General features: G+C 42.1%; 25 protein-coding genes and 1 tRNA gene. 14 read left to right on the top strand and 12 right to left on the bottom strand.

Annotation, left to right across the window (positions count from 1 at the left end; all coding sequences use genetic code 11):
• Positions 1–17 precede the first annotated feature (17 nt).
• Genes ACP14Y_RS09765 through ACP14Y_RS09775 form a run of 3 tightly spaced genes read left to right on the top strand, consistent with a single transcriptional unit; the run spans position 18 to position 2,274 of the window.
• Positions 18–983, top strand: coding sequence for a polyprenyl synthetase family protein (locus ACP14Y_RS09765; protein WP_424962775.1), 966 nt, complete (start codon positions 18–20; stop codon positions 981–983).
• A gap of 60 nt (positions 984–1,043) precedes the next feature.
• On the top strand, positions 1,044–1,817 hold the full coding sequence (gene yaaA / locus ACP14Y_RS09770; RefSeq protein WP_424962776.1) for a peroxide stress protein YaaA: 774 nt from the start codon (positions 1,044–1,046) through the stop codon (positions 1,815–1,817).
• A 10-nt stretch (positions 1,818–1,827) separates the two neighbouring features.
• Complete coding sequence (locus ACP14Y_RS09775; RefSeq protein ID WP_424962777.1) at positions 1,828–2,274, top strand: SRPBCC family protein; 447 nt, start codon at positions 1,828–1,830, stop codon at positions 2,272–2,274.
• A gap of 255 nt (positions 2,275–2,529) precedes the next feature.
• Here ACP14Y_RS09775 and ACP14Y_RS09780 read toward each other — a convergent pair.
• The 3 genes from ACP14Y_RS09780 to ACP14Y_RS09790 all read right to left on the bottom strand — a co-directional run bounded on the left by ACP14Y_RS09780 (position 2,530) and on the right by ACP14Y_RS09790 (position 4,553).
• Positions 2,530–2,604 (bottom strand) — tRNA-Pro (locus ACP14Y_RS09780).
• A 205-nt stretch (positions 2,605–2,809) separates the two neighbouring features.
• On the bottom strand, positions 2,810–3,613 hold the full coding sequence (locus tag ACP14Y_RS09785; RefSeq protein ID WP_424962778.1) for a DnaJ domain-containing protein: 804 nt from the start codon (positions 3,611–3,613) through the stop codon (positions 2,810–2,812).
• Position 3,614: 1 nt separating this feature from the next.
• Positions 3,615–4,553, bottom strand: a complete 939-nt coding sequence (locus ACP14Y_RS09790; RefSeq protein ID WP_424962779.1) for a CPBP family intramembrane glutamic endopeptidase — start codon at positions 4,551–4,553, stop codon at positions 3,615–3,617.
• A gap of 60 nt (positions 4,554–4,613) precedes the next feature.
• On the opposite strand from ACP14Y_RS09790, the gene ACP14Y_RS09795 reads away from it, so the two are divergent.
• The 3 genes from ACP14Y_RS09795 (at position 4,614) to ACP14Y_RS09805 (ending at position 7,107) form a co-directional block, all read left to right on the top strand.
• Positions 4,614–5,381 (top strand): NRDE family protein, encoded by a 768-nt coding sequence (locus ACP14Y_RS09795; protein ID WP_424962780.1) that lies wholly within the window; start codon positions 4,614–4,616, stop codon positions 5,379–5,381.
• Complete coding sequence (locus tag ACP14Y_RS09800) at positions 5,381–5,818, top strand: PaaI family thioesterase (protein WP_424962781.1); 438 nt, start codon at positions 5,381–5,383, stop codon at positions 5,816–5,818. The genes ACP14Y_RS09795 and ACP14Y_RS09800 overlap by 1 nt, the downstream gene beginning before the upstream one ends.
• An 89-nt stretch (positions 5,819–5,907) precedes the next feature.
• Positions 5,908–7,107 (top strand): Nramp family divalent metal transporter, encoded by a 1,200-nt coding sequence (locus tag ACP14Y_RS09805; protein WP_424962782.1) that lies wholly within the window; start codon positions 5,908–5,910, stop codon positions 7,105–7,107.
• Here ACP14Y_RS09805 and ACP14Y_RS09810 read toward each other — a convergent pair.
• Positions 7,104–8,024, bottom strand: coding sequence for an L-lactate dehydrogenase (locus tag ACP14Y_RS09810; protein WP_424962783.1), 921 nt, complete (start codon positions 8,022–8,024; stop codon positions 7,104–7,106). The genes ACP14Y_RS09805 and ACP14Y_RS09810 overlap by 4 nt on opposite strands.
• A 79-nt stretch (positions 8,025–8,103) precedes the next feature.
• On the opposite strand from ACP14Y_RS09810, the gene pxpA reads away from it, so the two are divergent.
• From pxpA to ACP14Y_RS09825, 3 genes are read left to right on the top strand one after another with little or no spacing between them, the layout of a single operon-like run.
• Positions 8,104–8,841, top strand: coding sequence for a 5-oxoprolinase subunit PxpA (pxpA, locus tag ACP14Y_RS09815; protein ID WP_424962784.1), 738 nt, complete (start codon positions 8,104–8,106; stop codon positions 8,839–8,841).
• Complete coding sequence (gene pxpB / locus ACP14Y_RS09820) at positions 8,807–9,496, top strand: 5-oxoprolinase subunit PxpB (protein ID WP_424962785.1); 690 nt, start codon at positions 8,807–8,809, stop codon at positions 9,494–9,496. Before pxpA ends, pxpB begins: the two co-directional genes overlap by 35 nt.
• Complete coding sequence (locus ACP14Y_RS09825) at positions 9,484–10,320, top strand: biotin-dependent carboxyltransferase family protein (RefSeq protein ID WP_424962786.1); 837 nt, start codon at positions 9,484–9,486, stop codon at positions 10,318–10,320. The genes pxpB and ACP14Y_RS09825 overlap by 13 nt, the downstream gene beginning before the upstream one ends.
• Positions 10,321–10,493: 173 nt before the next feature.
• Here the strand turns inward: ACP14Y_RS09825 and ACP14Y_RS09830 are convergent, their stop codons facing one another.
• The 8 genes from ACP14Y_RS09830 to ACP14Y_RS09865 all read right to left on the bottom strand — a co-directional run bounded on the left by ACP14Y_RS09830 (position 10,494) and on the right by ACP14Y_RS09865 (position 17,144).
• Positions 10,494–11,393, bottom strand: coding sequence for an ATP-grasp domain-containing protein (locus ACP14Y_RS09830; protein WP_424962787.1), 900 nt, complete (start codon positions 11,391–11,393; stop codon positions 10,494–10,496).
• Positions 11,386–12,285 carry an SDR family oxidoreductase gene (locus ACP14Y_RS09835; RefSeq protein ID WP_424962788.1) on the bottom strand — a complete coding sequence of 300 codons (900 nt, stop codon included), beginning with the start codon at positions 12,283–12,285 and terminating at the stop codon, positions 11,386–11,388. Before ACP14Y_RS09835 ends, ACP14Y_RS09830 begins: the two co-directional genes overlap by 8 nt.
• Positions 12,286–13,140, bottom strand: coding sequence for a peptidylprolyl isomerase (locus tag ACP14Y_RS09840; protein WP_424962789.1), 855 nt, complete (start codon positions 13,138–13,140; stop codon positions 12,286–12,288).
• Between the two features lie 20 nt (positions 13,141–13,160).
• Positions 13,161–14,090 (bottom strand): hydroxymethylbilane synthase, encoded by a 930-nt coding sequence (gene hemC, locus ACP14Y_RS09845; protein WP_424962790.1) that lies wholly within the window; start codon positions 14,088–14,090, stop codon positions 13,161–13,163.
• Positions 14,091–14,516, bottom strand: a complete 426-nt coding sequence (locus ACP14Y_RS09850) for an ATP-dependent zinc protease (RefSeq protein WP_424962791.1) — start codon at positions 14,514–14,516, stop codon at positions 14,091–14,093.
• Positions 14,509–15,624, bottom strand: coding sequence for an ATP-binding protein (locus ACP14Y_RS09855; RefSeq protein ID WP_424962792.1), 1,116 nt, complete (start codon positions 15,622–15,624; stop codon positions 14,509–14,511). Before ACP14Y_RS09855 ends, ACP14Y_RS09850 begins: the two co-directional genes overlap by 8 nt.
• Positions 15,625–15,627: 3 nt before the next feature.
• On the bottom strand, positions 15,628–16,809 hold the full coding sequence (locus tag ACP14Y_RS09860) for a GlmU family protein (protein ID WP_424962793.1): 1,182 nt from the start codon (positions 16,807–16,809) through the stop codon (positions 15,628–15,630).
• Positions 16,810–16,898: 89 nt separating this feature from the next.
• On the bottom strand, positions 16,899–17,144 hold the full coding sequence (locus tag ACP14Y_RS09865; protein ID WP_349566598.1) for a type B 50S ribosomal protein L31: 246 nt from the start codon (positions 17,142–17,144) through the stop codon (positions 16,899–16,901).
• Positions 17,145–17,243: 99 nt separating this feature from the next.
• Here ACP14Y_RS09865 and ACP14Y_RS09870 point away from each other — a divergent pair, with 99 nt between their 5' ends.
• The 5 genes from ACP14Y_RS09870 to ACP14Y_RS09890 all read left to right on the top strand — a co-directional run bounded on the left by ACP14Y_RS09870 (position 17,244) and on the right by ACP14Y_RS09890 (position 23,976).
• Positions 17,244–18,884, top strand: a complete 1,641-nt coding sequence (locus ACP14Y_RS09870) for a hypothetical protein (protein WP_424962794.1) — start codon at positions 17,244–17,246, stop codon at positions 18,882–18,884.
• A gap of 110 nt (positions 18,885–18,994) precedes the next feature.
• Positions 18,995–19,369: a hypothetical protein gene (locus ACP14Y_RS09875; protein ID WP_424962795.1), complete on the top strand. Its 375-nt coding sequence runs from the start codon at positions 18,995–18,997 to the stop codon at positions 19,367–19,369.
• An 81-nt stretch (positions 19,370–19,450) separates the two neighbouring features.
• Positions 19,451–20,989, top strand: a complete 1,539-nt coding sequence (locus tag ACP14Y_RS09880) for a YifB family Mg chelatase-like AAA ATPase (RefSeq protein WP_424962796.1) — start codon at positions 19,451–19,453, stop codon at positions 20,987–20,989.
• A 73-nt stretch (positions 20,990–21,062) separates the two neighbouring features.
• Positions 21,063–21,389: a PadR family transcriptional regulator gene (locus ACP14Y_RS09885; RefSeq protein ID WP_424962797.1), complete on the top strand. Its 327-nt coding sequence runs from the start codon at positions 21,063–21,065 to the stop codon at positions 21,387–21,389.
• 7 nt (positions 21,390–21,396) lie between these two features.
• Positions 21,397–23,976 (top strand): ABC transporter permease, encoded by a 2,580-nt coding sequence (locus tag ACP14Y_RS09890; RefSeq protein WP_424962798.1) that lies wholly within the window; start codon positions 21,397–21,399, stop codon positions 23,974–23,976.
• Positions 23,977–23,997: the final 21 nt, after the last annotated feature.

Below are 23,997 nucleotides of genomic sequence, written 5' to 3' on the forward strand. Positions count from 1 at the left end.
GTTTTATCTTGCAGCCAATGAAAGATCTGCTCGAAAAAATTGACTCGTCGCTTGCCAATTTACCACTTGGCAATCATCCTCAGAACCTATATGATCCGATAAGATATATTTTGTCTTTAGGTGGAAAGCGCCTTCGGCCCATGCTGGTTCTTCTAGGTTATGGATTGAAGAATGAAGACCTTGAGCCTATCATTGAGCCATCCCTTACGGTAGAGATTTTTCACAATTTCACCCTGATGCACGATGACATAATGGATTTGGCTCCAATTAGAAGAGGTAAACCTACTGTCCATGAAAAATGGAACAATACGGTGGCTATCCTCAGTGGAGACACGATGATGGTAAAGGCATATGACCAGTTACTGACCGGTCCCAACCACTCATTGGCGTTGGCTATTCAAAAATTCAATAAATGTGCAGTAGAAGTATGCGAAGGTCAGCAGTTGGATATGAATTTCGAGGAACTTGAAACAGTAACTGAGGATCAGTATATCGAAATGATTCGCTTGAAAACGGCAGTTCTTTTGGGCTTCAGTTTAGAGTATGGCGGATTGCTGGCAGGAATGAGTGAGGAGCAATTGGAGAAATTGAATGCGATTGGAGAAAAGGCGGGCATTGGTTTCCAACTCATGGACGATCTACTGGATGTGTATGGAGATAAAGCCAAATTCGGAAAACAAGTCGGTGGAGATATCGTCTCCAATAAAAAAACCTATTTACTGATAAAGGCACTGGAGTTGGCTAATTCCAGCCAAAGAAAGGAACTGGATAAATGGCTCTCAGCCTCCGAGTTTGATGTGGAGGAAAAGGTGGAAGCAGTCAAATCAGTTTATGAAGAGATCGGCATTTTTGAGTTGACGCAGAAAAAAATGAACAGCTACTACGATGAGGCGTTTGCGCTGTTGGAAAATTTAGATGCCCGAGTGGAAGGCAAGCAGCAGTTGGTTGATTTTTTTGAAAAGCTGATGAAAAGGGAGCGTTGATTCTCCGAGCTGGCTAAACTATCTTTATTCTTAGATGGTTAATCTGAAAAGCCTAAAATTATGATTGCAGTAGTTTCCCCAGCCAAAAATCTTGATTTCAAAACCCCGTATGATATAAAGCCGACGCAACCGCGTTTGATGGAATGCACAAAGGAGCTGATTGATGTGCTTAGAAAAAAATCAGCAGATGAAGTCAAGGATCTGATGAGCATCAGTAAGCAGCTAGCGGGACTCAATGTGCACAGATACAAAGAGTTTGACTTTGATCATCATGAGGAGAATGCCAAGCCAGCTGCTCTTGCTTTTAACGGAGATGTGTATCAGGGACTAAATGCAGAGTCTTTTGATGAAAAGAAATTCGAGTTTGCACAAAAACACTTCAGAATATTATCCGGACTTTATGGTTTACTGCGTCCACTCGATTTGATCCAGCCATACAGATTGGAGATGGGAACCAAGCTCGCATTCGATGATTACAATACACTGTATGATTATTGGGATCAAAAAATATTGAACCTACTATTGGATGATTTAAAAGCTCAGGGAGATGACATCATTCTGAACCTTGCTTCCAATGAGTATTTCAAGTCGATTGACAAAAAGGACATTCCTGCTAGAGTGATTGATGTAGAATTCAAACACCTGAAGAATGGTAAGTACAAGATCATCTCATTTTATGCAAAGAAAGCGCGTGGCTTGATGTCCCGATTCATGATTGAGCATCAGATTACCAACCCGGAAGATTTAAGAGCTTTTGATTATGAAGGGTACTACTTCGACGAGGAGGCTTCTACGGAAAATAAATTAGCATTTAAGCGGGAAAGTAAAGGCTAAGAAATCTGCCATGAAATTCGAAGGTTACATCGACATCAACAAGCCGATAGAAACGGTTGCTAAATACTTTGCAGACCCAAAATATCTTGGTGAATACCAGGAAGGTTTTGAAAAGAAAGTACTTGAAGAAGGAGAAAAAGGACAGGATGGAGCCATCTCTAAGATGTACTATAAGAATGGTAAATATGAAATGGTACTAACTGAGACGATTGTGTCAAACAACCTACCCAATTCGTTTGAAGCCTTCTATCATCACAAACACATGGACAACACCATGAAGTGTGAGTTCACAGCACTTAGTGAAAACGAAACCAGGTATCAGGTTTACGTAGAATATACCCGCATTGACTGGTTCATGCCTCGATTGATCTCCATATTGTTTCCGGGCATGTATAAGAAGCCCGCTCGCAAATGGATGGAGAACTTTAAAAATTTCGTGGAGTCTCAGGAAGATTAAATAACCACCTTAAAGTGATGGGGTGAGAGGATTATTCATACCCGCATCACTCCAACACAACCCTTCGTGAATCTTCGTCGTGCCACCTCAATTTCGAACCGCTTCGCTCTGGTTTTAACAAAAAAGAGAGTTTCTCAAAAGCATCAAAACATCGCGAGGAAACGAAGCGATCTCAGCATAATTTACGGTGCTTTAAAAGAGATTGCTTCACTTCGTTTGCAATGACGGCACACTTTTGAGAGACCCTCTAACATGTCGGGGTGAGAGGATTCGAACCTCCGCTCTCTCGCACCCTAAGCGAGCGCTCTAACCGGACTAAGCCACACCCCGAGCTAAATTTGATATAGTCATTCTGGATTACTCATACGCAACATGCATGCCGTACAGTCCTCCGTGAATCCCGCCGTTTCTCATGGATTTCGAACCAGCGGCCCACTACCCTAAAGGGGTTTACAAACATGAGACAAAATTACATTATCGGAAACCTCTAAGAAAAAATCTTTCAAACCATAAACTGATTGCAGGGTCAAAGAGGTTATGTGGAGAGAAAAACATATAACTGAAAAAAGAAAATAAAAAAAAGAATGCATGCTATTGAGAGTCTGCCATTTGGTGACTTTATTCTATAGAAAAAAAGCAATCCAAGTATAATAACGAGCGGAATAATGAATCCAAACATATCATAAATTCCAAGTATTTGATTTAGCTCAATCATTGAACCATTGACAAATACTTCACATTTTCTTGGTGAGTTAAGAATTAATGTGCTGAAAACATTTCCCGATGAGGCCTCTTTGATTGAAGCATTAGAACCTCTTTCAACTAGAAATACTACATTTTCAAACTCTAGACGGTCAAATGAATAATATTTTCTTCCATATCTAGCTCGTTCATAAACTTGACTTCTTTTGGTTATTTGTTGTTTATTCTCTTTTCTTGGGAGCAAAAAGTCTAGTGCAAAAATTACATTTATGATAAGTAATGGAAGTATAAGTATTTTAGCAAATTGATTGATTTTAATTGTCAGTTTTAGTTGATATTGAGCTTTTTCTTGAGTCGCTTTTCTTCGCCTTTCACGAGCCTCCCTTCTCCATCTTTCGAGCTTGGTTTCTTGAGGTGTTGAATAGTTAAATTCTGCACTAAAATCTTCTGAGTAGGTGTTTTTTTTATTTACTAAGTAGTCGTATGCTCTATCAATCTCAATAAATTTTTTTACAGCATTTGGTTCTTTCGAGATATCTGGATGATATTTTTTTGAAAGTGACCTATAGGCTTTCTTTATTTCTGCTTCAGTGGCTCCTGGCCTTAAGCTTAATATTTTTAGATAATGTTCTCTCATATTACCTCTGCATCCATCCAAATAATTCCATTAGCCATGCTACACCAAGATGGATAAACACTCCGCCCCAAATATTACGACTGTTGTAAGAAATAATTCCAAGCACATACCCGCCGAATATAGAGCTGATCGTTTCACCTAATGGCTTGCCAAAATGGAGGAAAGCATAAGTCACGACCATGGGTAGTACAGCATATCCTCCCAGGGTTCTGGTAAAAGCAAATATCAAGAAGCCTCGAAATATCAACTCGACAGAAATAAAACTGCTGCCATAGCAAAGTTCATAGATTGTCACCAGCCAGGCGCGTGAAGCTTCCGGGTTTGCTCTTATGTATAGACTTGCTCCTGATCGGGCAAAGCGCGGATAATAATCCTGAATGTCACTTAAGAATGAGCCTATCCCCAGGAATATCGCAGCGATTACAAGCAATATTAAGTATGGCTTTGGATCAAATCTTCTCCAGCTCAGTCCATAGAAATTTTGATCCTTGTCTTTTTCAATAAATGGGTAGAGAATAAGTAGTGGGATAACCACGAGAATAAGTCCGGAAGACCAATTAGCACAACGGACTATAAAGTGATACTCCATTTTTGGTAGGTACTTTAAGCCTTCGGTAAATCCGTAAAATGAACGGTCAAGAGCCAGCAGACCAAAGCCAATAAGGAATTTGACCCAATAACTTTTGCTTGTTAACCAGTCTTTCTTTTTGCCAAAAGCAAACAATATTAAACTCACTACGAAAAATGGAAAGCCATGAAAAAGAAACATCCACAGCCACTTGATAGGCTGGCCATTGTAGGCGTCAATCACTCCATCTTCAAAATCGTATGTATAGTTAAAAAAGATACAAAGTGAGCAAAATAGGAGAATGGTGAGATAAAGCTTCCAGTCGAAGTGTTCCTTCTGGTAGTCTTTGATATACTGAAGAACTTGCTTCATTCGGTCGATTTATGAAAATGAAATCCTAAATTAGGCTATTCAACCCAAAGCAAAAGATTCATGTGCTTAATCACTTTTGCATACAAAGTCCACCCCAAATACAAGTTCATTCTTGTTGCCAATCGTGACGAATTTTACGCACGTCCTACTGCCGTGGCTCACTGGTGGGAAGATCATAAAGAAATACTTGGAGGAAGGGATCTTCAGGCCAAGGGTACCTGGATGGCCATTCATAAAAGTGGTCGGTTTGCGGCCGTAACGAATTACCGTGACATCCAAAACATCAAAGCGGATGCTAAATCTCGGGGTGACCTACCTGTGAACTTTTTGTTGAGCAAGGATCGGCCAACCGTATACTCTCGAGGAGTGAAAAAAGAGGGTGAAAAATACAATGGATTCAATCTGATTACATTGGATAACGAGCTTGCCCATGTTAGCAATTATGATCAGGATATTCATCTGCTGGACCCGGGTGTGTATGGGTTAAGCAATGCCTTATTAGATACTCCATGGCCTAAGGTGGAGAAAGCAAAACGGGCCTTCAATACTTTGATCCAACAACCATTCCAACTGGAGCAATTGATTGAAATGATGCAAGACACTGAAACAGCGCCAGATGATCAGCTACCTGAAACGGGACTTGATTATGAAAGAGAAAAAGCCGTATCTGCTATGTGTATTCGAACCTCAGATTATGGCACTTGTTGTACGACAGCTGTTACCATCGACAATGATGGCAATGTTTCCTTTATGGAAAAAACACATCCGGTAAGCGGACGAAAAGAGGGAACAGTGACTTTCGATTTTCAGATTGAACGTTCCATGTGATGAATCAAGAGCATTTTGACAAGCTGGAGCGGATGTATCTATCTGCCAATGTGAATACTGAACTATTTGATACCACAACGGCACATATAACAAAAGGAAAAGCAGAGATAAGCCTTACTGTAGAACCAAAGTATTTTCATGCGCTCAATGCAATGCATGGATCAGTTTATTTCAAATTACTGGATGACGCAGCATTTTTCGCAGTTAATTCTGTAGTTGAAGATGCCTTTGTATTAACCAAGTCCTTTGAAATACACTTTAAGCGACCAGTAACTGAAGGTAAAATTCTTGCAACCGGAGAATTGATATCTTCGGAGGGAGAAGTGTTCATTGCCAAATCGGAGTTGCTGAATGAAGCCGGCAAAGTGGTGGGTTATGGTCAAGGTGAGTTTGTAAAAAGTAAAGTAGCACTCTCACCAGAGATTGGATATGTATAATGATTTATAAAATGTCATTTCGAGCAACGCGAGAAATATTTACCACTACTTTTTAAAGATTTCACCTTCGCCGAAATGTCAAAAAACAAATGAAAGGAATAAAAAAATACTTTGGACCAAGTACATTGGTCACAGCAGCTTTTATAGGTCCGGGCACGCTCACCGTTTGCACATTGAGTGGAGCGAATTTCGGATATACGTTGCTTTGGGTGCTGCTGTTTGCTACCATATCTACCATCATCTTGCAAGAAATGACCGCCAGGTTGGGGTTAATCACTCAATCCGGATTAGGAGAAGCCATCCGATCTCAAATTCATCACCCAGCCATCAAATGGTTAGCCATTTTACTAGTATTTACTGCAATCATCATCGGCAATGCTGCTTATGAAGCGGGTAATATCTCCGGGGCAGTTTTGGGTATTTCCGGCATTTTTGGAGGAGCAATTCCATGGGCATTGCTAATCGGCATTGTCTCTTTTGGGATCCTTTTCATCGGCAAGGTGAAAATCATTGAACGCATCCTGATTGGACTCGTAATATTGATGAGTGTAGTTTTTATTATTACTGCCTTTCTGGTTAAGCCTGATCTATCATCGATTTTCAGTGGGTTGTTTATTCCTTCATTCACAGATAATAATCAGTTGGCAATTCTTGGATTGATTGGAACCACTATTGTCCCTTATAATCTGTTTTTACATGCTTCTTCTGTGAGTCAGAAGTGGAAGTCAGCGGAACAACTTCCTGATCTTCAAAAGGAGAATGGAGTGGCCATAGGACTTGGAGGGCTGATCTCCATGGCTATAATTATCACTAGTGCGGCGACCATCTTTGGAAAGGGTGTGGCAGGGATTAATGAAATGGCCAAGCAGCTGGAGCCATTATTAGGTAGCTGGGCTAAATATTTCTTAGGACTGGGCTTGTTTGCAGCAGGAATTTCTTCGGCAATTACTGCTCCTCTGGCAGCAGCCTACACCGCAAGAGGTATCTTCGGTTGGGATGCAGGGCTTCAAACAATGAAATTCAGAATGGTTTGGGCGTTCATATTGATCACAGGAACTGCATTTTCCATGCTGGGGTACAAACCGATTGAGGTGATTCAGGTAGCGCAGGTTGCCAATGGGATTCTCTTACCAATCATTGTTTTCTTTCTTATTTATCTCTGTAATAAAAAATCATTACTTGGGTCATACATTAATAAACCATGGCAAAACGGGTTGGCAATTCTCGTGATTTCGATTAGCCTTTTGGTTAGTTTCAGAAGCCTGAATAATGTCTTTGGCTTTGTTTAGTCAATCACTTCTTTTATGGCCTTTTTAATAATCTCTGCCGATTTTAAGAGGCCTTCTTTTTCTTCAGTATTCATCGATATTTCAAACATTTTTTCAATGCCTTTTTCACTTACAAGACAAGGGAGAGAAAGGGCTAAATCATTTAATCCAAATTGCCCTGAAAGGGTAGATGATAGGGTAATAATTCTTCGCTCTCCTCTCAATATCCATTTCAAAAGCGTGGCGGTTACCAAGCCGATGGCATGATTGGTTGCACCTTTTCTTTTAATTATTTCCTGTGCTGCTCTTCTCACTTCCTCTGCAATGGAAGCTTCGAATGACTCCTGCCATCCTTCCCAGTTTCTTAATGGATCACCTCCGATGGTGGCACGAGACCATAATACCACTTCGGAATCTCCATGCTCACCAATCACTTGAGCGTGGATGCTACGTGGATCAAGATTTAATCTGGCGCCTGTAATAGATCTCAATCTTGCTGTATCCAACATGGTCCCGGTTCCAATGACCCTCGATGCGGGTAATCCGGAAAATGCTTGATAGAAATAAGTAAGCACATCCACAGGATTTGCTACGATGATCAGTATTCCCTCATATCCTTTGAGTTTGTCGGATATTTTTTTGGCTATCCCAATGTTGTCTTTTAATAATTCAAGACGTGTTTCTCCTGGATTACCACCCCTTCCGGCGGTAATTACAATGGCCTGGCAGGATCGCATTTCTTCGATTTCGGCGGATCGAATGCTTGCGGTTGGATAAAAGGATGAGCCATGATTGAAGTCCATGGCCTCTCCCTCTGCCAGTCTCTCACGCACATCATTAAGAAGTAGTTCTTTGCAAATTCCATAATGAAGAATTGAGCTTGCCACGCTGGATCCAACCCAACCCATCCCAATAATGCCAATACGATTCGTTTTCATAAACCTTGAATTTGATGTTGCTGAAGAATTAAAGTTGCTGAAATAATCAGGTACTTTCTAATATTACTTAAATTCAACTATGCTTACTATTGATCTGAATGCGGATTTAGGTGAACATCCGGGTACCAATCTGGATGAACAGATTATGCCCTATCTCTCATCCTGCAATGTGGCATGTGGAGGGCATATCGGTGATGAAGCTTCAGTAAGACAAACGGTGAGGCTGGCAAAACAGCATGATGTAGCAGCAGGAGCCCACCCTTCCTATCCGGATCCAGAAAATTTTGGTCGTAAAATTTTAAGCATGCAGCCGGGTGATTTAGCGACGAGCATAAAAGAGCAAATCAATTTAGTCAAGCGAGTTTGCGAAGAAGAGGAGGTAAAGCTTCATCATGTGAAGCCTCATGGAGCACTTTATAACCATGCCGCTGCAAATCAATTCATATCAGAACTTATTTTGAAGGTGATTGAGGAGTTAGTCCCTGGTGTCTATTGGATGGGTCTGGCTGGCTCCATTTCGGAGGCAGTAGCTAAGCGGCATGGGTATTCATTCATTGCGGAGGGGTTTGCAGATCGCCAATATGAACCTGATGGCTCACTAAGGTCTCGAACGTTAGATGGAGCAGTATTGCAAAAGACAGAGGTGTTGAAGCAGGTCGAAGAGCTGGCGGTCAACAACCGGGTTAATGCTGGAGATTGGCTGACACTCAACGTACAATCCATATGCTTGCATAGCGATACGGAAGGAGCAGTAACTTTAGCTAAAGAAATACACGAACACCTTGTCGATAAAGGAATCAAAATCACTGCAGTTTAATAACATTTCCTGGAGAGTCAGTCTGCTTGGAGAGGAGGTTGTTTTGCTCGAATGTGGCAAGGGAACACAGATCGAGAAGATCCATCAGAGTACGTACATTATTGAACAGGCAATAGGTGGAGATTTGATTGATTTAGTGCCGGCATATCATTCAGTAGCCGTTTTCAGTAAGCTTGGCACTGATGAGATTATTAAGAGGTTGGATGGACTGGAAGGACCTGCGAAACAAATCACTGATCGTGAAGAAGAGATTGAGCTACCTATCTGCTATGAAGAAGGATTGGACCTTTCAAAGGTTGCCGAGAATTCTGGAATGAGTGAGGATCAGGTCATTGAAAGGCATTTAAAGGGTACTTATCGGTCCCTGTTCATAGGGTTTACACCGGGCTTCATTTATGCAGACGGCCTTCACGAATCATTAGCATGTCCGCGATTGGAGTATCCACGCAAACGAATTCCTTCGGGTTCTGTAGGTATTGCCGGAGGGCAAACAGGTATTTATTCACTGGTCAGCCCCGGAGGTTGGAACATCATTGGGCGAACCCCAACTAGAATTTTTGATCCGACAAAGAGTCAACCTATGTTGATTAATGTGGGAACCAGCTATCGGTTTTATCGAATCACGCAAAAAGAATTTGACTCATGGCAAAACTGAAGGTGATCAAAACTGGCCCCATGACCACCATTCAGGATTTTGGGAGGTTTGGGTTTCGGCGATACGGCATTCCTCAATCTGGAGTAATGGATCGAAAAATGATGATTGCAGCAAATCAGCTTGTGGGGAATCCCAACAAGTTTCCAGTGATTGAGTTTGCGCTGATGGATATGGAGCTGGAGGCCCTTGAAGAAACCGTCATTTCTGTTGTTGGTGCAAGCTTTAAAGTCAATGGGCAGATCCAAGGAAAATGTGAGAATGTGTCAGTTGGAGATAAGGTCTCTATATCCGCACCCACGTTTGTTTACGGATACCTTGGAATGGGAGGGTGCATTCAGGCGAAGGAAGATTTTGGAAGTGTATCAACCTATGAACGGGCAGGATTTGGTGGAATAGACGGAAGAGGGTTGCAAATGGGAGATGAGCTTATATCTGATGGTGAAGGAGAGATAAAAGCACAGGCAGATATACCGGACAGAGAAAACGAAGAGCTTGTAACCATCCGAATCATGAAAGGGCCGGAATGGAATTTGTTAAAAGAACTACCAAGCCTTGAATCATTTCAGGTGGACGGAAGCAGTGATCGGATGGGTGTAAGACTCACAGGAGCAAAGCTTGATTGCGACTATCAGGAGATCGCTTCTTCTGCGGTGATTCCAGGAACGATTCAATTGCCGGCAGATGGCCATCCCATTATTTTGATGAATGACTGTCAAACCACCGGTGGGTACCCAAGGATTGGAAAAGTGATCGATGAGGATATGGGAGGGTTAGCACAGGTAAGGGCTGGAGGAAAGGTGAAGTTGATTCTGGTTGATACTTGAGCACTATTGTCCGACTCGGCTAGTGACCCAACGAATCGAAAGCAAAACTCACAAGTACCGTAACGTTCATAAGAAAATATAACAAGCAATCATTGTTAAAAGTAACATTGCGATAAACACATAAAAGAATAGATTGCTCTCTTTATTTGATTTCATGAACAAAGAATTTTGCTCTAAATAGAACCTAACAGCTTCTTAATCTCTTCCGCCAACATCTCTGCAGACTTCTCATTTTTTCGGAACCACATTTCTGGCTCTACTAGTTCAAGCTCAGAGATTGCAGGATTTCCATTGTTGTCATTTACAATATCCACCCTGGCGTAGAGTGGGGCAAAATCACAGGCTTCTACCGCTGCAACGGCTAAATCTATTTCTGCTTGAGTAGGCTTGTAATCTTCTACTGTGCCGCCAAAATCGTCCTGCACGCGGAAGTCACCAGGCTTAGCTACTTTGAGCACTGCATGTGTGTACTCACCGCCAATCAGCATGAGCGAAAGCTCGCCACGCTTCACCACATCATTGAGAAATGGCTGCAAAAGCATCGATTCATCTTTGATCAGATAGGCGTATCGCTCCTCATGATCAGCAATATTTTCCGGAGACAGTTTAAAGGTGTCCTTTGCGGAAGCCGAAATAGCGGGTTTTAAGACAGTGTTTGCCCAGCCCAGCTCATCATGCAACTCTTGAAGGGTTCGTGAGTCCCCAGGCTCAATGAAGTAGGTTTCTACTATGCTTACTCCTTTGTCTTTGAGGTCGTTAAGGTAATGCTTGTCCAGGTTCCAGATGATGGTCTCATAGTCATTAACCAATTTGGTCTTCATAGAGACCTCCATCAGCCAGTCACTGAAGGCAGTGAATTTTTCAGCATAATCCCACGTGGTGCGAAAGAGCGCAACCTTTGTGTGTGTCCAATCGAACGAGGCATCTGACCAGGCTACCTTTTTTGTTTTATAGTTATGCCTTTCAAGCGCATCCATAACTAACTGATCTTCTTTGATCACATTGTTAATGTATTCGTTTCGCTTTTTCGGGTTGACGTACCGCTCGTCGGTTAGAATGACAACATCATACATCGGCTAGTTGTGACTTTAAAATAGTTAATCCTTCTTTAAAGCTAACAGGTTCAAACCCTAATTCCCTTCTTGCTTTGTCTAAAATAAATCCGGTTTTTGCAGGGCGTTTAGCTGGCTGAGTAAAAATGGAACCATCGGCTTTTTCAATCAGTGACTTATCGAGATCGAAATATTCGGCAGTGGCAATGGCCATGTCATATGGTGTAAGCAGATCTTTTCCTGAGATATGCCATACTCCTTCCGCTCGTTTCTCTGCGATCAAAGCACATCCTTTTGCCAGGTCTTCCGCCAGCGTTGGGGTGCGCCACTGATCGTTCACCACTTTGATCAGCTGTTTTTCTTCCAGGCTTTTCTTTACCCAGAGAATAATGTTCGATCGACTCATGTCGTGCACAATGCCGTAAACGAGCATTGTTCTGACTATGGCGTGTTTGAGGCCACTGGTTTCAAGTAGTTTTTCAGACTCTAGTTTGCTTTCAGCATACTTACTGAGTGGATTAGGCAGATCATCTTCCACATACGGACCATCCTCCCCATCAAAAATGAAATCTGTGGAAAGATGGATCATAAAACTTTCAGTTTCCTTACACGCCTCGATCAAATTTCGGACGGCATCTACATTTAGTTTCTGGCAGGTGTCAGGGTCTTGCTCACATTGGTCCACGTGCGTCATAGCAGCAGTATTGATCACAACATGAGGCTGATGCTTGGAAAGGATTTTATCAACCTCACTCGCGACAGTGACATCCATCTGTTCGTACGTGTATGATCCAAATGGATTTCGGCTAGCTCCCCTTCCTGTCGCTATCACTTCTACATCTTCCTTGCTTTCATAAAGCTTAACTAGCTTCTGGCCCAGCAACCCATTGGCTCCAGTAATGAGAACTTTCATTTATTCTTCTGAGTCAGCGTACTCATATCCATACTTTTCGGTGATCTCCTTCTTTTTCATTTCGATCACCTCCATCGTGACGTAAATATCTTCTGATGGAAGAGATCGCTCGCCAGTTTGAGGATTTCGTGATGTTGGAATTGAAGCTATTTTATCTATCACATCCAGGCCATCAACTACTTTCCCAAATACGGTGTATTCTCCATCTAGCGGCGGATAACCACCAATTCCTTGATACTCTTCAGGATATTGAGAAGGATCTACACTTAGGTCGACCCCATATTTTTCTTCAACAAGATCTTTGTTAGCTAGTGATAGTGCTGTCATGCCTGCATTGTCTCGGTTTCTTGCCAGCTCCTGAAACTGTTTCAGTAAATCACTGTGTGCAGTGTCTTGCAATAGATCACTCATTCGCTGATTCAACTGCCTTATGTCGGTGGTCATAAAATCCCATGACATTCCGTCTATAATATAGAACTGTGAGGCTGAAGATTTTTTTTCAGGATTTGCCTGATCTCCCTGTCGCGCAGCTGCCAATGCGCCTTTCACGTGGTATAACCCATCAACAATTTCAGCTGGAATTCGATCCTCCTCGTTTTCCCGAACTCCTTCTTTCTTGGCTACATCACCTCCTTGTATCATGAAGTCCTGAACGATTCGATGAAAAACAGTACTATCATATTTGCCAGAGCTGGCTAGCTCCAGGAAATTCTTTTTGTGAAGGGGGGTATCATCGTAGAGCACTACCGTCATGTCGCCATAGTTGGTTTTAATCATGACGAGATAGTCCTTGTTTTTATCTCCACATGCGGTGATGATTCCGATTACTATGAGTGTGAGTATTAGCTTTTTCATGGTTTAAATTTTGCTCAAACTTATTTTGAAATAATTGATTTGATATCGTTCAGTACTTTTTTTCCACCACTTTGCAGAATCTCATCAGCAAGTGAAGTCCCCAAGGCCTCAGGATCACTGCCATGCATGGTGCGTTGGATCAACTCTTTTCCGTCCAAACTGGCTATGCCTCCTTTCAAAGTGATTTGACCATCCTGCTCCATCTCAGCATGACCAAAAACCGGAATGCTGCATCCTCCATCCATCCGACGAAGGAAAGCTCGTTCTGTTAAAAGCATCTTTTCCGTTAAAGGATGGTTGGTAGCCAGCTTTATTCTGGAAGCTATTTCTGAATCCAGATTGTCATGAATTTCAATGGCTACCGAACCTTGACCCACAGGAGGAACGAACCGTTCAGTATCGAACCAGTATTTGACCATATCATCGTAATTCATTCTTCGCACCCCGGCATAGGCCAATACCAATCCATCCATAATTCCACTTTTCATTTTTTCCAGCCGGGTCTGGAGATTTCCACGCACGTCTACTGTGGTGATATGTGGATAATAATGCTTCAGCATGGCAATCCTTCGTGTACTGGAAGTTCCAAGGATCAGCTTTGGGTCATTAAGGTCTATTTCCTTATCAGAAACGATTACATCGTCGGGAGATTCGCGCTCACAAAAAGAGAGAACATGGAAACCCTCAGGTAGCTTGGAATGGAGGTCTTTGGCACTATGCACAGCGATATCTATTTGTCCCCTTCTAAGCATCGACTCCAACTCCTCGGTAAATACACCTTTGCTCCCGATCTTGGAAAGAGCTACATTTTGGATTTTATCCCCCTTGGTTTCAATGGGCACCAGTTGTGGCTGAAAACCGCCAGCGTCCAACAAGTCTGCTACATAATTGGCTTGCCACATGGCAAGTTTACTTTTTCTCGTACCTATTTTTATCACCGGTCGCTCCATTCAGTTCTTCTTCTTTTGATTGTAGGATAGATTTTTTTGTGAAACATCCACAATGAATTTATTGGTCAGAATCTTTCTTCCGATTAAAAGTGGGTTTTTCATCTCACTACGATCTGTAAGGGAAATGGAAGCCATATAGTTTCTTCCAAACAGTCGCATGCGTGTTTTGATGACGTATCTTTTCTGCGCCTTCCCGTTAGAGCTCCTAACGATTTTCTGTGTCCAGTCTTTGGTCGCATACTCTTTATAGCCGGCATCTGTGTGCAAGGTAAAAAACAGCACCCCATCTTCTTCGTGCACTTTCTTGCAATGCAGGGAGGATCGATAAGCTCCAGTATCGATCTTGGCATGAATGTCCACTACTCCGAGATCCGGAAGGTCAATGACATCCAATCGCCCAATTACAAGCTTTTCCCTTTTAGCCATTCAAAATCCTTGTGATATCCAGGGATAAATTTAAGTGAGTTATCCGAGGGTTCGAGTTTCTTTCAAGGTGGATCAGTGCTTCGTTAGCCAATGCATAAACTTTTTCCAGTTTCCCCAGACCCAGCTTGTCTGCATACTTTCCTATAAATGCTTCCTCTGATTCACTTTGTACCGGTGGCCGTTGACCTGAAACGTGAACAACCGAATTTCGAATCAGTGCGATTGCAAAATTCAATGTGGATTTCTGTGCTGCTTTTCCAGACTTTGAAAATTCCTCACTTCGATGAACCAGTCCGGACAGGTTTTTATTCCAGCACTCTAACATCCATTTTTGAAAATCTTCGTACTCGTGAGACTCACCTGTTTCCGCAATATGGAGTGCCAGTCCAATTTTTCCTTCAGACAACTTGGATGCTTGCTCTGCTTTCGATTTTTCTATCCCTTTGTCTTCCAGATATTGCTGCACTTCCTCCAATGTGTTTGGGGGAACATTCACCAGTTGGGTTCTGGATGTAATTGTGGCGAGTAGATTGTCGTAGTTGTAGGAAACCAGTAGATAAAGCGTCTTCTCAGGTGGCTCTTCCAGAATTTTAAGAATCGCATTGGCAGAGCTGGGGTTCATCAACTCAGGCAACCAGATGAGCAAAATCTTAAAACCCCCCTCGACGGACCGCATGCTCACGTTTTTTAACATCTGTCTGCTATCCTCACGACTGATTAAAATGTTTTTGTTTTCCTGGCCGTATTTTCGTGTCCATGCTTCCAGGTCACCGAAGGGTGCTTCTGACACAAATTCTCTGAATCGTGGGAGTGCTTCTGCCAACACCTTCTCGTATTTGTTTTCTGCAGCAGAAATTTTGGGAAAGTGAAGGTGTATGTCCGGGTGGACAAGCTTCTTGATTCTCACGCAGTTTGGGCAGGTACCGCAGCTATCTAATTCAGATTTATTCTCGCACATGAGATAGCTGGCATAGCTTAAAGCCACTGGAAGAACCGCAGTTCCAGGTCTTCCAGCGAACAGCTGGGCATGGGCAACTTTCCCCCGCTTATGTGCTGAAATAAGCTGTTTTTTTAATTCTTCAAGACCTGGTATCTCTGAAAATTGCATGGATTATTTCTTCTCCCAAACTCGATTTTCGGCGGTGATCTCAAAGATATGTGAAAGCATCGCTTTGTCCTCCTCGGTGAGTGCTTTGTTTCTTCGTTTCATTACCAACTCAGCCGTCTCAAAAGCTTTTCGAGTCTGATAGGTTGAAAAACCGGATGCACCACCCCAGGCAAAGGAAGGAATGATGGTTCGTGGAAAGCCATCACCAAAAATATTGGCGGATACTCCCACTGTAGTCCCCGTGTTAAACATGGTATTGATGCCACATTTGGAATGGTCTCCCATGATTAATCCGCAAAACTGTAGGCCTGTGTCTTTAAATGTGCCTGAAGCGAAATCCCACATTTTCACGTTGGCATAATTGTTTTTCAAATTGGAGTTGTTGGTGTCTGCACCCAGGTTGCACCACTCTCCTATCACCGAGTTACCTAGAAATCCTTCATGGCCTTTGTTTGAATAACCCATTATCACAGCGTTGGAAACCTCTCCTCCTACTTTGCAATGGGGGCCGATGGTAGTGTCTCCTTTGATTTTGGCACCCATGTTTATCGTGGAATGATCACATAGTGCAAACGGCCCTCGAATGAGAGCGCCTTCTTGCACATCTGCGTTTTTGCCAATATATATAGGCCCATCCTCTGCATTTAGCACCGCTGCTTTTACTTTGGCACCCTCTTCTATGAAAATCTTGTCGCCATATGTCTTGGTGTATGGGTCGTCAAGGGATTGGGATGTTTTGTCTTTGGTGATAAGCCCAAAGTCATGCATGATCTGCTCACCATTTGATCGGAAGATATCCCATGGGTGGATCACCTGCTTAATACCTTCTATGGAGATTGCCTTCCTCTGAGCTTGTTCAAAAGGCTCGTTTGCATCGAAATATCCTGCAATGACCTGGTCATCCTGTATCAGTACCTTATCCTCCCCTAATGTTTGTATTGCATCAATGAGTTTCGGATTAGGAAGTACGTTTCCCAGTATAGTCAGGGTCTTTTGTGTAGGTGCTTCAAAGAGCGGTCTGAGGTAATCCTCTGAGCGAAAAAAGACCTTTTCCGCAGATAGAATGCTACTCCATTTTTCATGCAATTTTAAAATCCCGACACGCAGCTCTGCTATAGGGCGTGTATAAGATAAGGGGAGCATTTGCTTCCAGCTTTCTTCTGTATCAATGAAGGTGATTTGCATGAATCAAACTTAGTTTGTTTTGGCAAAAGGGCATAAAAAAAGTCTTCAGGAAACCCCCGAAGACTTTTGAAATTCTTTTCCGAAGTGAATTACTTCTTCTTGTACTTCTTGTTGAATTTTTCCACTCGACCAGCAGTATCCAAAAAGATTTTCTTACCGGTGTAGAATGGGTGTGATGCAGAGCTCACCTCCACTTTAATCACAGGGTATTCGTTTCCGTCTTCCCATTTAATCGTCTCCTTAGACGTCATTGTTGATTTCGTCAAGAATTTGAAATCACTTGTGGTATCAAGAAAAACAACGTCGTTGTACTCAGGATGTATGTCTTTTTTCATCGCTATTCTATCTCTTTTTCGAAAAGGATGGCAAAGATAGACATTATTTTATCTTCTTCAAACCCATTTGTTCAACTAAAATGGAATATGTTTGAATTTATGAGACAAACCCTCTGGATCCTTAGTCTGCTCATTGCCAATATTTTATGGGCGCAATCTACAGATTTTGCAATTGGCCATCCTGCATACAAGGTTATAGAGTTGGAGGAGATACGATCTGAGGACGGCTTCACCACCACAATAAAACCGATTTCGAGAAGTTCGGTGTTTGACCTTTTCGGTAATGAAGGGGGTCTTTATATGAATAGGGAACTTCGGGAATACACACGTGATTCAGCAAGATCTCGAGTGCCCATTCTCGGTCGTTTTTTCCAATATCCTGCAGATCTTTTTTACTACCAGGATGAAAAGCTCGATTTGCACGTCAATCCTGTTATGCAATTTTCATACGGCAAAACGAATGATGCCTTAGGCTCCACTTTCGTCAACAGTCGTGGGGCTGAAATCAGAGGAAGGATAGATAAGAAGGTGGCCTTCTATACCATGCTCACAGAAAATCAGGCCAGGTATCCTGTATATGTAAACGATGTTCGCGACAGTACACTCGTGGTTCCATATGAGGGTTTTTGGAAGCAGTTTGCAACAACAGGAGTAGATTTTTTTAGAGCCCAGGGATATGTCGATTTTGGATTCAGCAAAAGCATTTCAGCACAATTAGGATTTGGTAAGCACTTCGTAGGCAATGGCGTTCGATCACTGATGCTTTCAAATTATTCTAACAACTATCCATATCTAAGAATCAATACGACTACCAGAATCTTTGACTACACAAATATTTTTGGCGAGCTCATAGCCGGCGTAAGGGGAGGCACGTTCGGATTGGAAGGTACCGGAGGGTTTCAGAAAAAATACATGGCTTTTCATCACCTCAATATGAAAATCAAACCGAATCTACATATTGGACTGTTTGAATCAGTGATGTACGGGGATTCCACAGGGGGGATGAAAGTGGAATATTTAAACCCCATTATTTTTTATCGGGCAGTTGAACAGCAAAATGGGAGTGAGGACAATGCACTCATTGGTTTAGACTTCAAATGGAACATTAAAAACCGCGTTTCACTTTATGGTCAGTTGGTAATAGATGAGATGATCATCGGCGAGGTTTTTTCCGGAAAAGGATGGTGGGGAAACAAGCAAGGGTTTCAACTAGGAGCTAAGTATGTTGATCCATTTGGATTTAAAAATGCCATTATTCAGGCTGAAATCAATCGCGTGCGTCCATACATGTACGCGCATGAAGATGGTTTTACCAGTTATAGTCACTATAATTTGTCCCTGGCACATCCATTTGGAGCCAATTTTACCGAGTACATAGGACGAGCCAATTATCAGCTGAGCGATCAGTGGAATTTCGAAGGGATGTTTATGATGGCCACTTATGGAAATGATATCGGAGATGTGAATTTTGGAAGAGATATTTTGAAAGATTATACAGTAAGAAGACCAGATGGAAATGGTGGTAGCCTGGAATATGGCAACACGCATTTACAAGGAAATCAGACAGATTTGATGATGGCGTTTTTTCGTGCTTCATACATGTGGAAACATAATTTATTTGTGGATGCTGATATCACTCTCAGAAAGGAACAAGATTCTAATGGTTTGATTGATACCTCTACTTCTGTTTTTGGATTAACCATGAGGTGGAACGTACCAAGTCGAGAATATTTATTTTAATAGGGGTTTCAAATTTCATGTGGTTATAATATGCAATTCATCTTCTTTGAAAATATCCTTGTTTCAAAACTTCAAAAGTTTCCTAACTTTCAGCCCTACTCAACGACTATATGAAAAGGTTTAAGTTCATTTTCCATGCCGTATACATTTTGATCTTTTTGGTCATCCTGTATTTTTCAATTGATATCCTTTTGAATACAGAGCAATATCTTTCCAAGATCAAGCTTTCGTCATACATCAAATTTCCAAAGTATGTGATGATGATCTTTCTGTTTGTGTCCATTCTGATGGCGGTTGAATACGTCATGCAACAGATCAGAATCCATAAGCTCAAAAATGATATTGGAGATTTGGAAAGTGAGGTCACGGAGCTTAAGGCAAAGCTTTATGATAAATCTCAGGAAGAAAATGCTCTAGTGGAAGAGATATCGTTTGATGATGTAGACAAAGGGGATGAGGACGCAGATGAAGAAGATGAGGATTAAATAGACATCCTTCATACTCAAAACAGTTAGGTTCTGCTGTAATTCCTATATTTAGGAGCTTAACTGAGAACCAACCCTCTTATGCTTGCAAAAACCTATGGAAGTGCCGTCTATGGAGTAGATGCTTACAAAATCACTGTTGAGGTTAATGTCGGTCAGGGTACCAAGTTTTACATGGTAGGCCTTCCGGATTCTGCTGTGAAGGAAAGTGAGCAGCGAGTGGAATCAGCGATTAAAAACTTCGGCTATCGGATGCCACGCCAAAAGGTAGTGGTAAACCTCGCCCCCGCTGACATTCGAAAAGAAGGCTCAGCCTATGACCTCCCAATTGCACTTGGAATCTTGAAAGCTTCTGAACAGATTGTAGCAGACGATCTTGAGAATTATGTGATTATGGGTGAGCTGGCATTGGATGGTGAGCTTCGTCCGATCAAAGGAGCTTTGCCTATCGCGATAGAGGCAAGAAAGAATGGATTCAAGGGTTTTATTTTACCTAAGGAAAATGCCACTGAGGCGGCCATCGTTGACGGACTTGAAATCATTGGGGTAGAAAATATTAAGGAAGCAATCCTGCATTTGGAAGGTGAGGAAGTTATTACTCCCCTTCAGTACGATACCAGAGATGTTTTTTATGCAGACCTGGACAACTATGCATCTGACTTTTCGGATGTACAGGGTCAGGAAAATATCAAACGTGCCATGGAGATTGCCGCGGCGGGAGGACACAATGTGATCATGATAGGTCCTCCAGGAGCCGGAAAAACCATGCTTGCTAAGCGGCTTCCATCTATACTCCCACCACTTACTTTGCACGAAGCACTGGAGACCACCAAGATTCATTCGGTGGCTGGCAAGTTGGGAACAGACGGCAAGCTAATCGCGCAGCGACCTTTCAGGCAGCCTCACCATACCATTTCTGATGCCGCACTTGTAGGTGGAGGAGGCATTCCGCAACCCGGGGAAATTTCGTTGGCCAATAATGGCGTCTTGTTTTTGGATGAGCTTCCCGAGTTTCAGCGCTCCGTTTTGGAAGTGATGCGTCAGCCATTGGAGGAACGTAAAGTGACTATTTCCAGGGCAAAAATTTCACTGGACTACCCGTCCAATTTTATGCTGATCGCCAGCATGAACCCATGTCCCTGCGGGTATTATAATCATCCTGAAAAGGAGTGTGTATGTGCTCCGGGTGTGGTACAGCGCTACCTAAATAAAATTAGTGGCCCCTTGCTTGACCGAATTGATCTGCATGTCGAGGTTACCCCTGTTTCGTTTGATCAAATGACAGAGACAAGGAAGACAGAATCGAGTTCAGAAATCCGGACCCGAGTGATCAAAGCCCGTGAATTACAGGAAGTTCGATTCAAAGATCAGGCTGGAGTCTTCAACAATGCCATGATGAGTTCGAATATGGTGAAAGACGTATGTCAAATCAATGAAGCAGGAAAGACACTGCTTAAAACAGCGATGGAAAGGCTAGGTCTATCAGCAAGAGCGTACGATCGAATCCTTCGGGTATCCAGAACTATCGCAGACCTGGCAGGAAGTGATGAAATCGCTATCGAGCATTTAGCAGAGGCGATTCAATATCGGAGTTTAGACAGAGAAGGCTGGGCGGGGTAAACCTGTATTTATTATACTTTATATAACTAATTAGTTTGGCTCCCGTATATTTGTTCTATTAAATAGAATAAATATGTCAAAAGATCATATTGGAGAATTAGAAGAGCTTGTCCTTCTGATCATCGTGATGCTAAAGGAAGAAGCGTATGGGCTGGCTATACGAAAGGCATTGAGTGAACAAGCTGACCGATCGGTGACCATAGGTGCGGTACACGGAACGGTTAATCGCCTGGAGAGCAAGGGTCTTGTAGAGTCTTCTATGGGTGGAGCCACTGAGGAGCGTGGTGGTCGCCGTAAACGCATCTTTCAAATTACTTCGGCCGGAAAGCAGGCTTTGGAAAAAAGCCGTGATGTGAAAGTCAACCTCTGGCAGCAGATTCCTGAGTTAATTATCAAATAGCGTGGGTATGGCTAACAAACCTCCAAAATTGGCTGATCGATTTCTCAGCTTATTTATCAAAGGTCAGTTGCTTGAGGAAATCCTTGGCGATCTTCATGAGTACCATGAGGAGGAACTGATCGAGCTACCCAATTGGAAGCGAATCGGTAGCTATTGGTATCATGTTTTTCATTTTCTAAGACCAAATCTTCTTAGGAGTGTATTCGGGACTAAAAAGCTTAACTATCTAGGTATGATAAAACTCAATTTAAAAATCGCATTACGTTCATTACAAAAGAATAAGACAATAGCAATTCCAAGTTTGCTCACTTTGGTCTTCGGAACACTGTGTTTCCAATGTATCTATAGCTGGTCCAACAATGAGCTAAGCATGGATGATTTTCATGAAAATTTTGATCGTATTTACATGGGAGCTGTGCAGACGAACCCTTTGGCAGATGTTTCTCCGATAAGTCCACAGCTATTATTTCGAATAGATTACGATCAGTACCCGGAGGTTGACAATAAGCTATTGATCCATATTTATGAAAAAGATGAAATCAAAATCATCAATGAAGGCCAATCCTTTAATGGAAAGGGCCTGATAGCCGACAGTTCGTTTTTTTCATTCTTCGATTTCCCTATTCAGGATGGATATCAGGCTGGGCTTCTACATGACCCTTCCCATATTGTACTGTCGGGAAATTTCGCCAATCGGATATTTGGAGATGTGAATCCTATCGGAAAAACGCTGAAGGTGAGCTGCGACCAAGAGGGATTATACACGGTAGCGGCGGTCACGGAAAATCTGCCCGCTAACAGTTCGATAAGTTTTGATTTTGTGGTACCCAGACACTCACAACGATTTTGGAGAAGAATTCCCATGGATCTCATTTTGGTAAATAAGGATTTTGTCTCTGGTAAATTCAATGAAAAAGTGAGTGCCTTAGGAAGAGAGAACAATGAGCGTTTTCCCGAGAGCCAGATCAGCTATCTTCCGATTGCGGACTCTTACTTTACCCAACCTCTGGATGTGGCTCTATTTGGGAAGTATGGAAATATTAATACGGTCCAAACATTGATTTTTATAGGACTTGCTATTTGCCTAATTACGTTTTTAGGCTTCAATAACCTTCAGTCAACACAGCTGTTGTCCTCAGCTGAAAAATTTGGAATTAAGCAAATGATCGGCGGCTCCAAGGGCGTACTTTGCGTTGAAATGATCATTGAACGGCTGATTTATTTTGTTCTGGCAGTCGGAATTACGTTTCTGATTTTTGAAGCCCTGTTTCCGTATTTTAAAACGCTCTTAAATCTGGACCTTGATGCAAATCCGGTTTTTAATGGATTAAGTATCCTTATGGTTATTGGTACGATCGTATTCCTTTCCATCATTATTTCTATTGCTCAACTATTTGCAATGGATGTTAAATACGCAATTACTGGAGGAAAGAACCTGTTTAAAATTCCACGTATGCAGCGAACGATTGCTACGATACAATACACGGTTACCATCACCTTGATGATTTTAACCACCGTGGTTCTCATCCAGTATCGATTTATGTCTACGAAAGAGACGGGTTTTAGCTATCAGAATATTGTGAGTGTAAACTTCTTTGAAATGTCCGCGAACGATAATCAGGTAAAGGGACTGGATTATGTTAGGGATGAACTTAAATCCAATACCCGGGTGGCTGAATTTTCGCAAGGAGATCTCCCGGTTAATGCAGAATCATTTTTATCATCCTGGAAAAAAGCCGGAGAGCAAAATGAATATGAAAGCAGAAGGGTGATGATTGTAAGTCCCGGATATTTGGATTTGCTTGGAATAGATATGTTGGAGGGACGATTCTTTTCTGACTCACTGGACACTTCAGGGGAACAAAAGGTAGTTATTAATGAGGCCGCAAAGAAATACTGGGGGATAAATGATATATCCAATCAAAAACTAACAAGCAACACCAGTGGTAGACAAGAATTCGATTTTGATATTATTGGAGTGGTAAAAGATTTTCATTTTGAACACCTTTCAAAGAAAATAGAGCCACTTATTTTGAGATACCGTACATATCCTGATGATCGTTTTTTGGTCCGGTTTGACGGGAGCCAGCAGGCGGGTATTTCTTTTCTGGAAGAACTTTATAGTGAAGTCAACCCTAAAAGCCCGTTTGATTATGAACTTCTCGATGATCAAATTCTAAGACAATACTCCAAAGAAAAGCAGCTTAGTAAAGTATACATCGGCTTGACAATGGTAGCGTTGATTCTGTCTTCCATTTCGCTTTTTACCTTCTCACTCTACGAAACCAGAAGAAGAACCAAAGAGATAGGAATAAGAAAAGTAAACGGAGCTTCACCATTGCAGATCATCTGTCTGTTATCATCTTCGTTTCTTAGGTCTGTTTTCATCGCATTCCTCACTGCCCTTCCTTTTGCCTGGTATTTTGCGAATCAATGGATTCAGGATTTTGCCTATAGGGTAACTATTGGGTGGTGGGTATTTGTATCTGCTGGTTGCATAGCGTCTCTGGTAGCTACCGTAGCGATTATTTGGCATGTAATGAACATCTCAAAGCAAAACCCGGTAGAGAGTTTGAGGTATGAATAAATATTATTGTACCTCTGCTTA

Source organism: Ekhidna sp. (genome assembly GCF_965247405.1).
In the GTDB taxonomy this organism is placed as follows: Bacteria; Bacteroidota; Bacteroidia; order Cytophagales; family Cyclobacteriaceae; genus Ekhidna.

Bases quoted from the DNA above. Each gene is read 5' to 3' on its own strand.
- ACP14Y_RS09765 (WP_424962775.1), top strand. From the start codon at position 18: ATGAAAGATCTGCTCGAAAAAATTGACTCGTCGCTTGCCAATTTACCA.
- yaaA (WP_424962776.1), top strand. From the start codon at position 1,044: ATGATTGCAGTAGTTTCCCCAGCCAAAAATCTTGATTTCAAAACCCCG.
- ACP14Y_RS09775 (WP_424962777.1), top strand. From the start codon at position 1,828: ATGAAATTCGAAGGTTACATCGACATCAACAAGCCGATAGAAACGGTT.
- ACP14Y_RS09785 (WP_424962778.1), bottom strand. From the start codon at position 3,613: ATGAGAGAACATTATCTAAAAATATTAAGCTTAAGGCCAGGAGCCACT.
- ACP14Y_RS09790 (WP_424962779.1), bottom strand. From the start codon at position 4,553: ATGAAGCAAGTTCTTCAGTATATCAAAGACTACCAGAAGGAACACTTC.
- ACP14Y_RS09795 (WP_424962780.1), top strand. From the start codon at position 4,614: ATGTGCTTAATCACTTTTGCATACAAAGTCCACCCCAAATACAAGTTC.
- ACP14Y_RS09800 (WP_424962781.1), top strand. From the start codon at position 5,381: ATGAATCAAGAGCATTTTGACAAGCTGGAGCGGATGTATCTATCTGCC.
- ACP14Y_RS09805 (WP_424962782.1), top strand. From the start codon at position 5,908: ATGAAAGGAATAAAAAAATACTTTGGACCAAGTACATTGGTCACAGCA.
- ACP14Y_RS09810 (WP_424962783.1), bottom strand. From the start codon at position 8,024: ATGAAAACGAATCGTATTGGCATTATTGGGATGGGTTGGGTTGGATCC.
- pxpA (WP_424962784.1), top strand. From the start codon at position 8,104: ATGCTTACTATTGATCTGAATGCGGATTTAGGTGAACATCCGGGTACC.
- ACP14Y_RS09825 (WP_424962786.1), top strand. From the start codon at position 9,484: ATGGCAAAACTGAAGGTGATCAAAACTGGCCCCATGACCACCATTCAG.
- ACP14Y_RS09830 (WP_424962787.1), bottom strand. From the start codon at position 11,393: ATGTATGATGTTGTCATTCTAACCGACGAGCGGTACGTCAACCCGAAA.
- ACP14Y_RS09835 (WP_424962788.1), bottom strand. From the start codon at position 12,285: ATGAAAGTTCTCATTACTGGAGCCAATGGGTTGCTGGGCCAGAAGCTA.
- ACP14Y_RS09840 (WP_424962789.1), bottom strand. From the start codon at position 13,140: ATGAAAAAGCTAATACTCACACTCATAGTAATCGGAATCATCACCGCA.
- hemC (WP_424962790.1), bottom strand. From the start codon at position 14,090: ATGGAGCGACCGGTGATAAAAATAGGTACGAGAAAAAGTAAACTTGCC.
- ACP14Y_RS09850 (WP_424962791.1), bottom strand. From the start codon at position 14,516: ATGGCTAAAAGGGAAAAGCTTGTAATTGGGCGATTGGATGTCATTGAC.
- ACP14Y_RS09855 (WP_424962792.1), bottom strand. From the start codon at position 15,624: ATGCAATTTTCAGAGATACCAGGTCTTGAAGAATTAAAAAAACAGCTT.
- ACP14Y_RS09860 (WP_424962793.1), bottom strand. From the start codon at position 16,809: ATGCAAATCACCTTCATTGATACAGAAGAAAGCTGGAAGCAAATGCTC.
- ACP14Y_RS09865 (WP_349566598.1), bottom strand. From the start codon at position 17,144: ATGAAAAAAGACATACATCCTGAGTACAACGACGTTGTTTTTCTTGAT.
- ACP14Y_RS09870 (WP_424962794.1), top strand. From the start codon at position 17,244: ATGAGACAAACCCTCTGGATCCTTAGTCTGCTCATTGCCAATATTTTA.
- ACP14Y_RS09875 (WP_424962795.1), top strand. From the start codon at position 18,995: ATGAAAAGGTTTAAGTTCATTTTCCATGCCGTATACATTTTGATCTTT.
- ACP14Y_RS09880 (WP_424962796.1), top strand. From the start codon at position 19,451: ATGCTTGCAAAAACCTATGGAAGTGCCGTCTATGGAGTAGATGCTTAC.
- ACP14Y_RS09885 (WP_424962797.1), top strand. From the start codon at position 21,063: ATGTCAAAAGATCATATTGGAGAATTAGAAGAGCTTGTCCTTCTGATC.
- ACP14Y_RS09890 (WP_424962798.1), top strand. From the start codon at position 21,397: ATGGCTAACAAACCTCCAAAATTGGCTGATCGATTTCTCAGCTTATTT.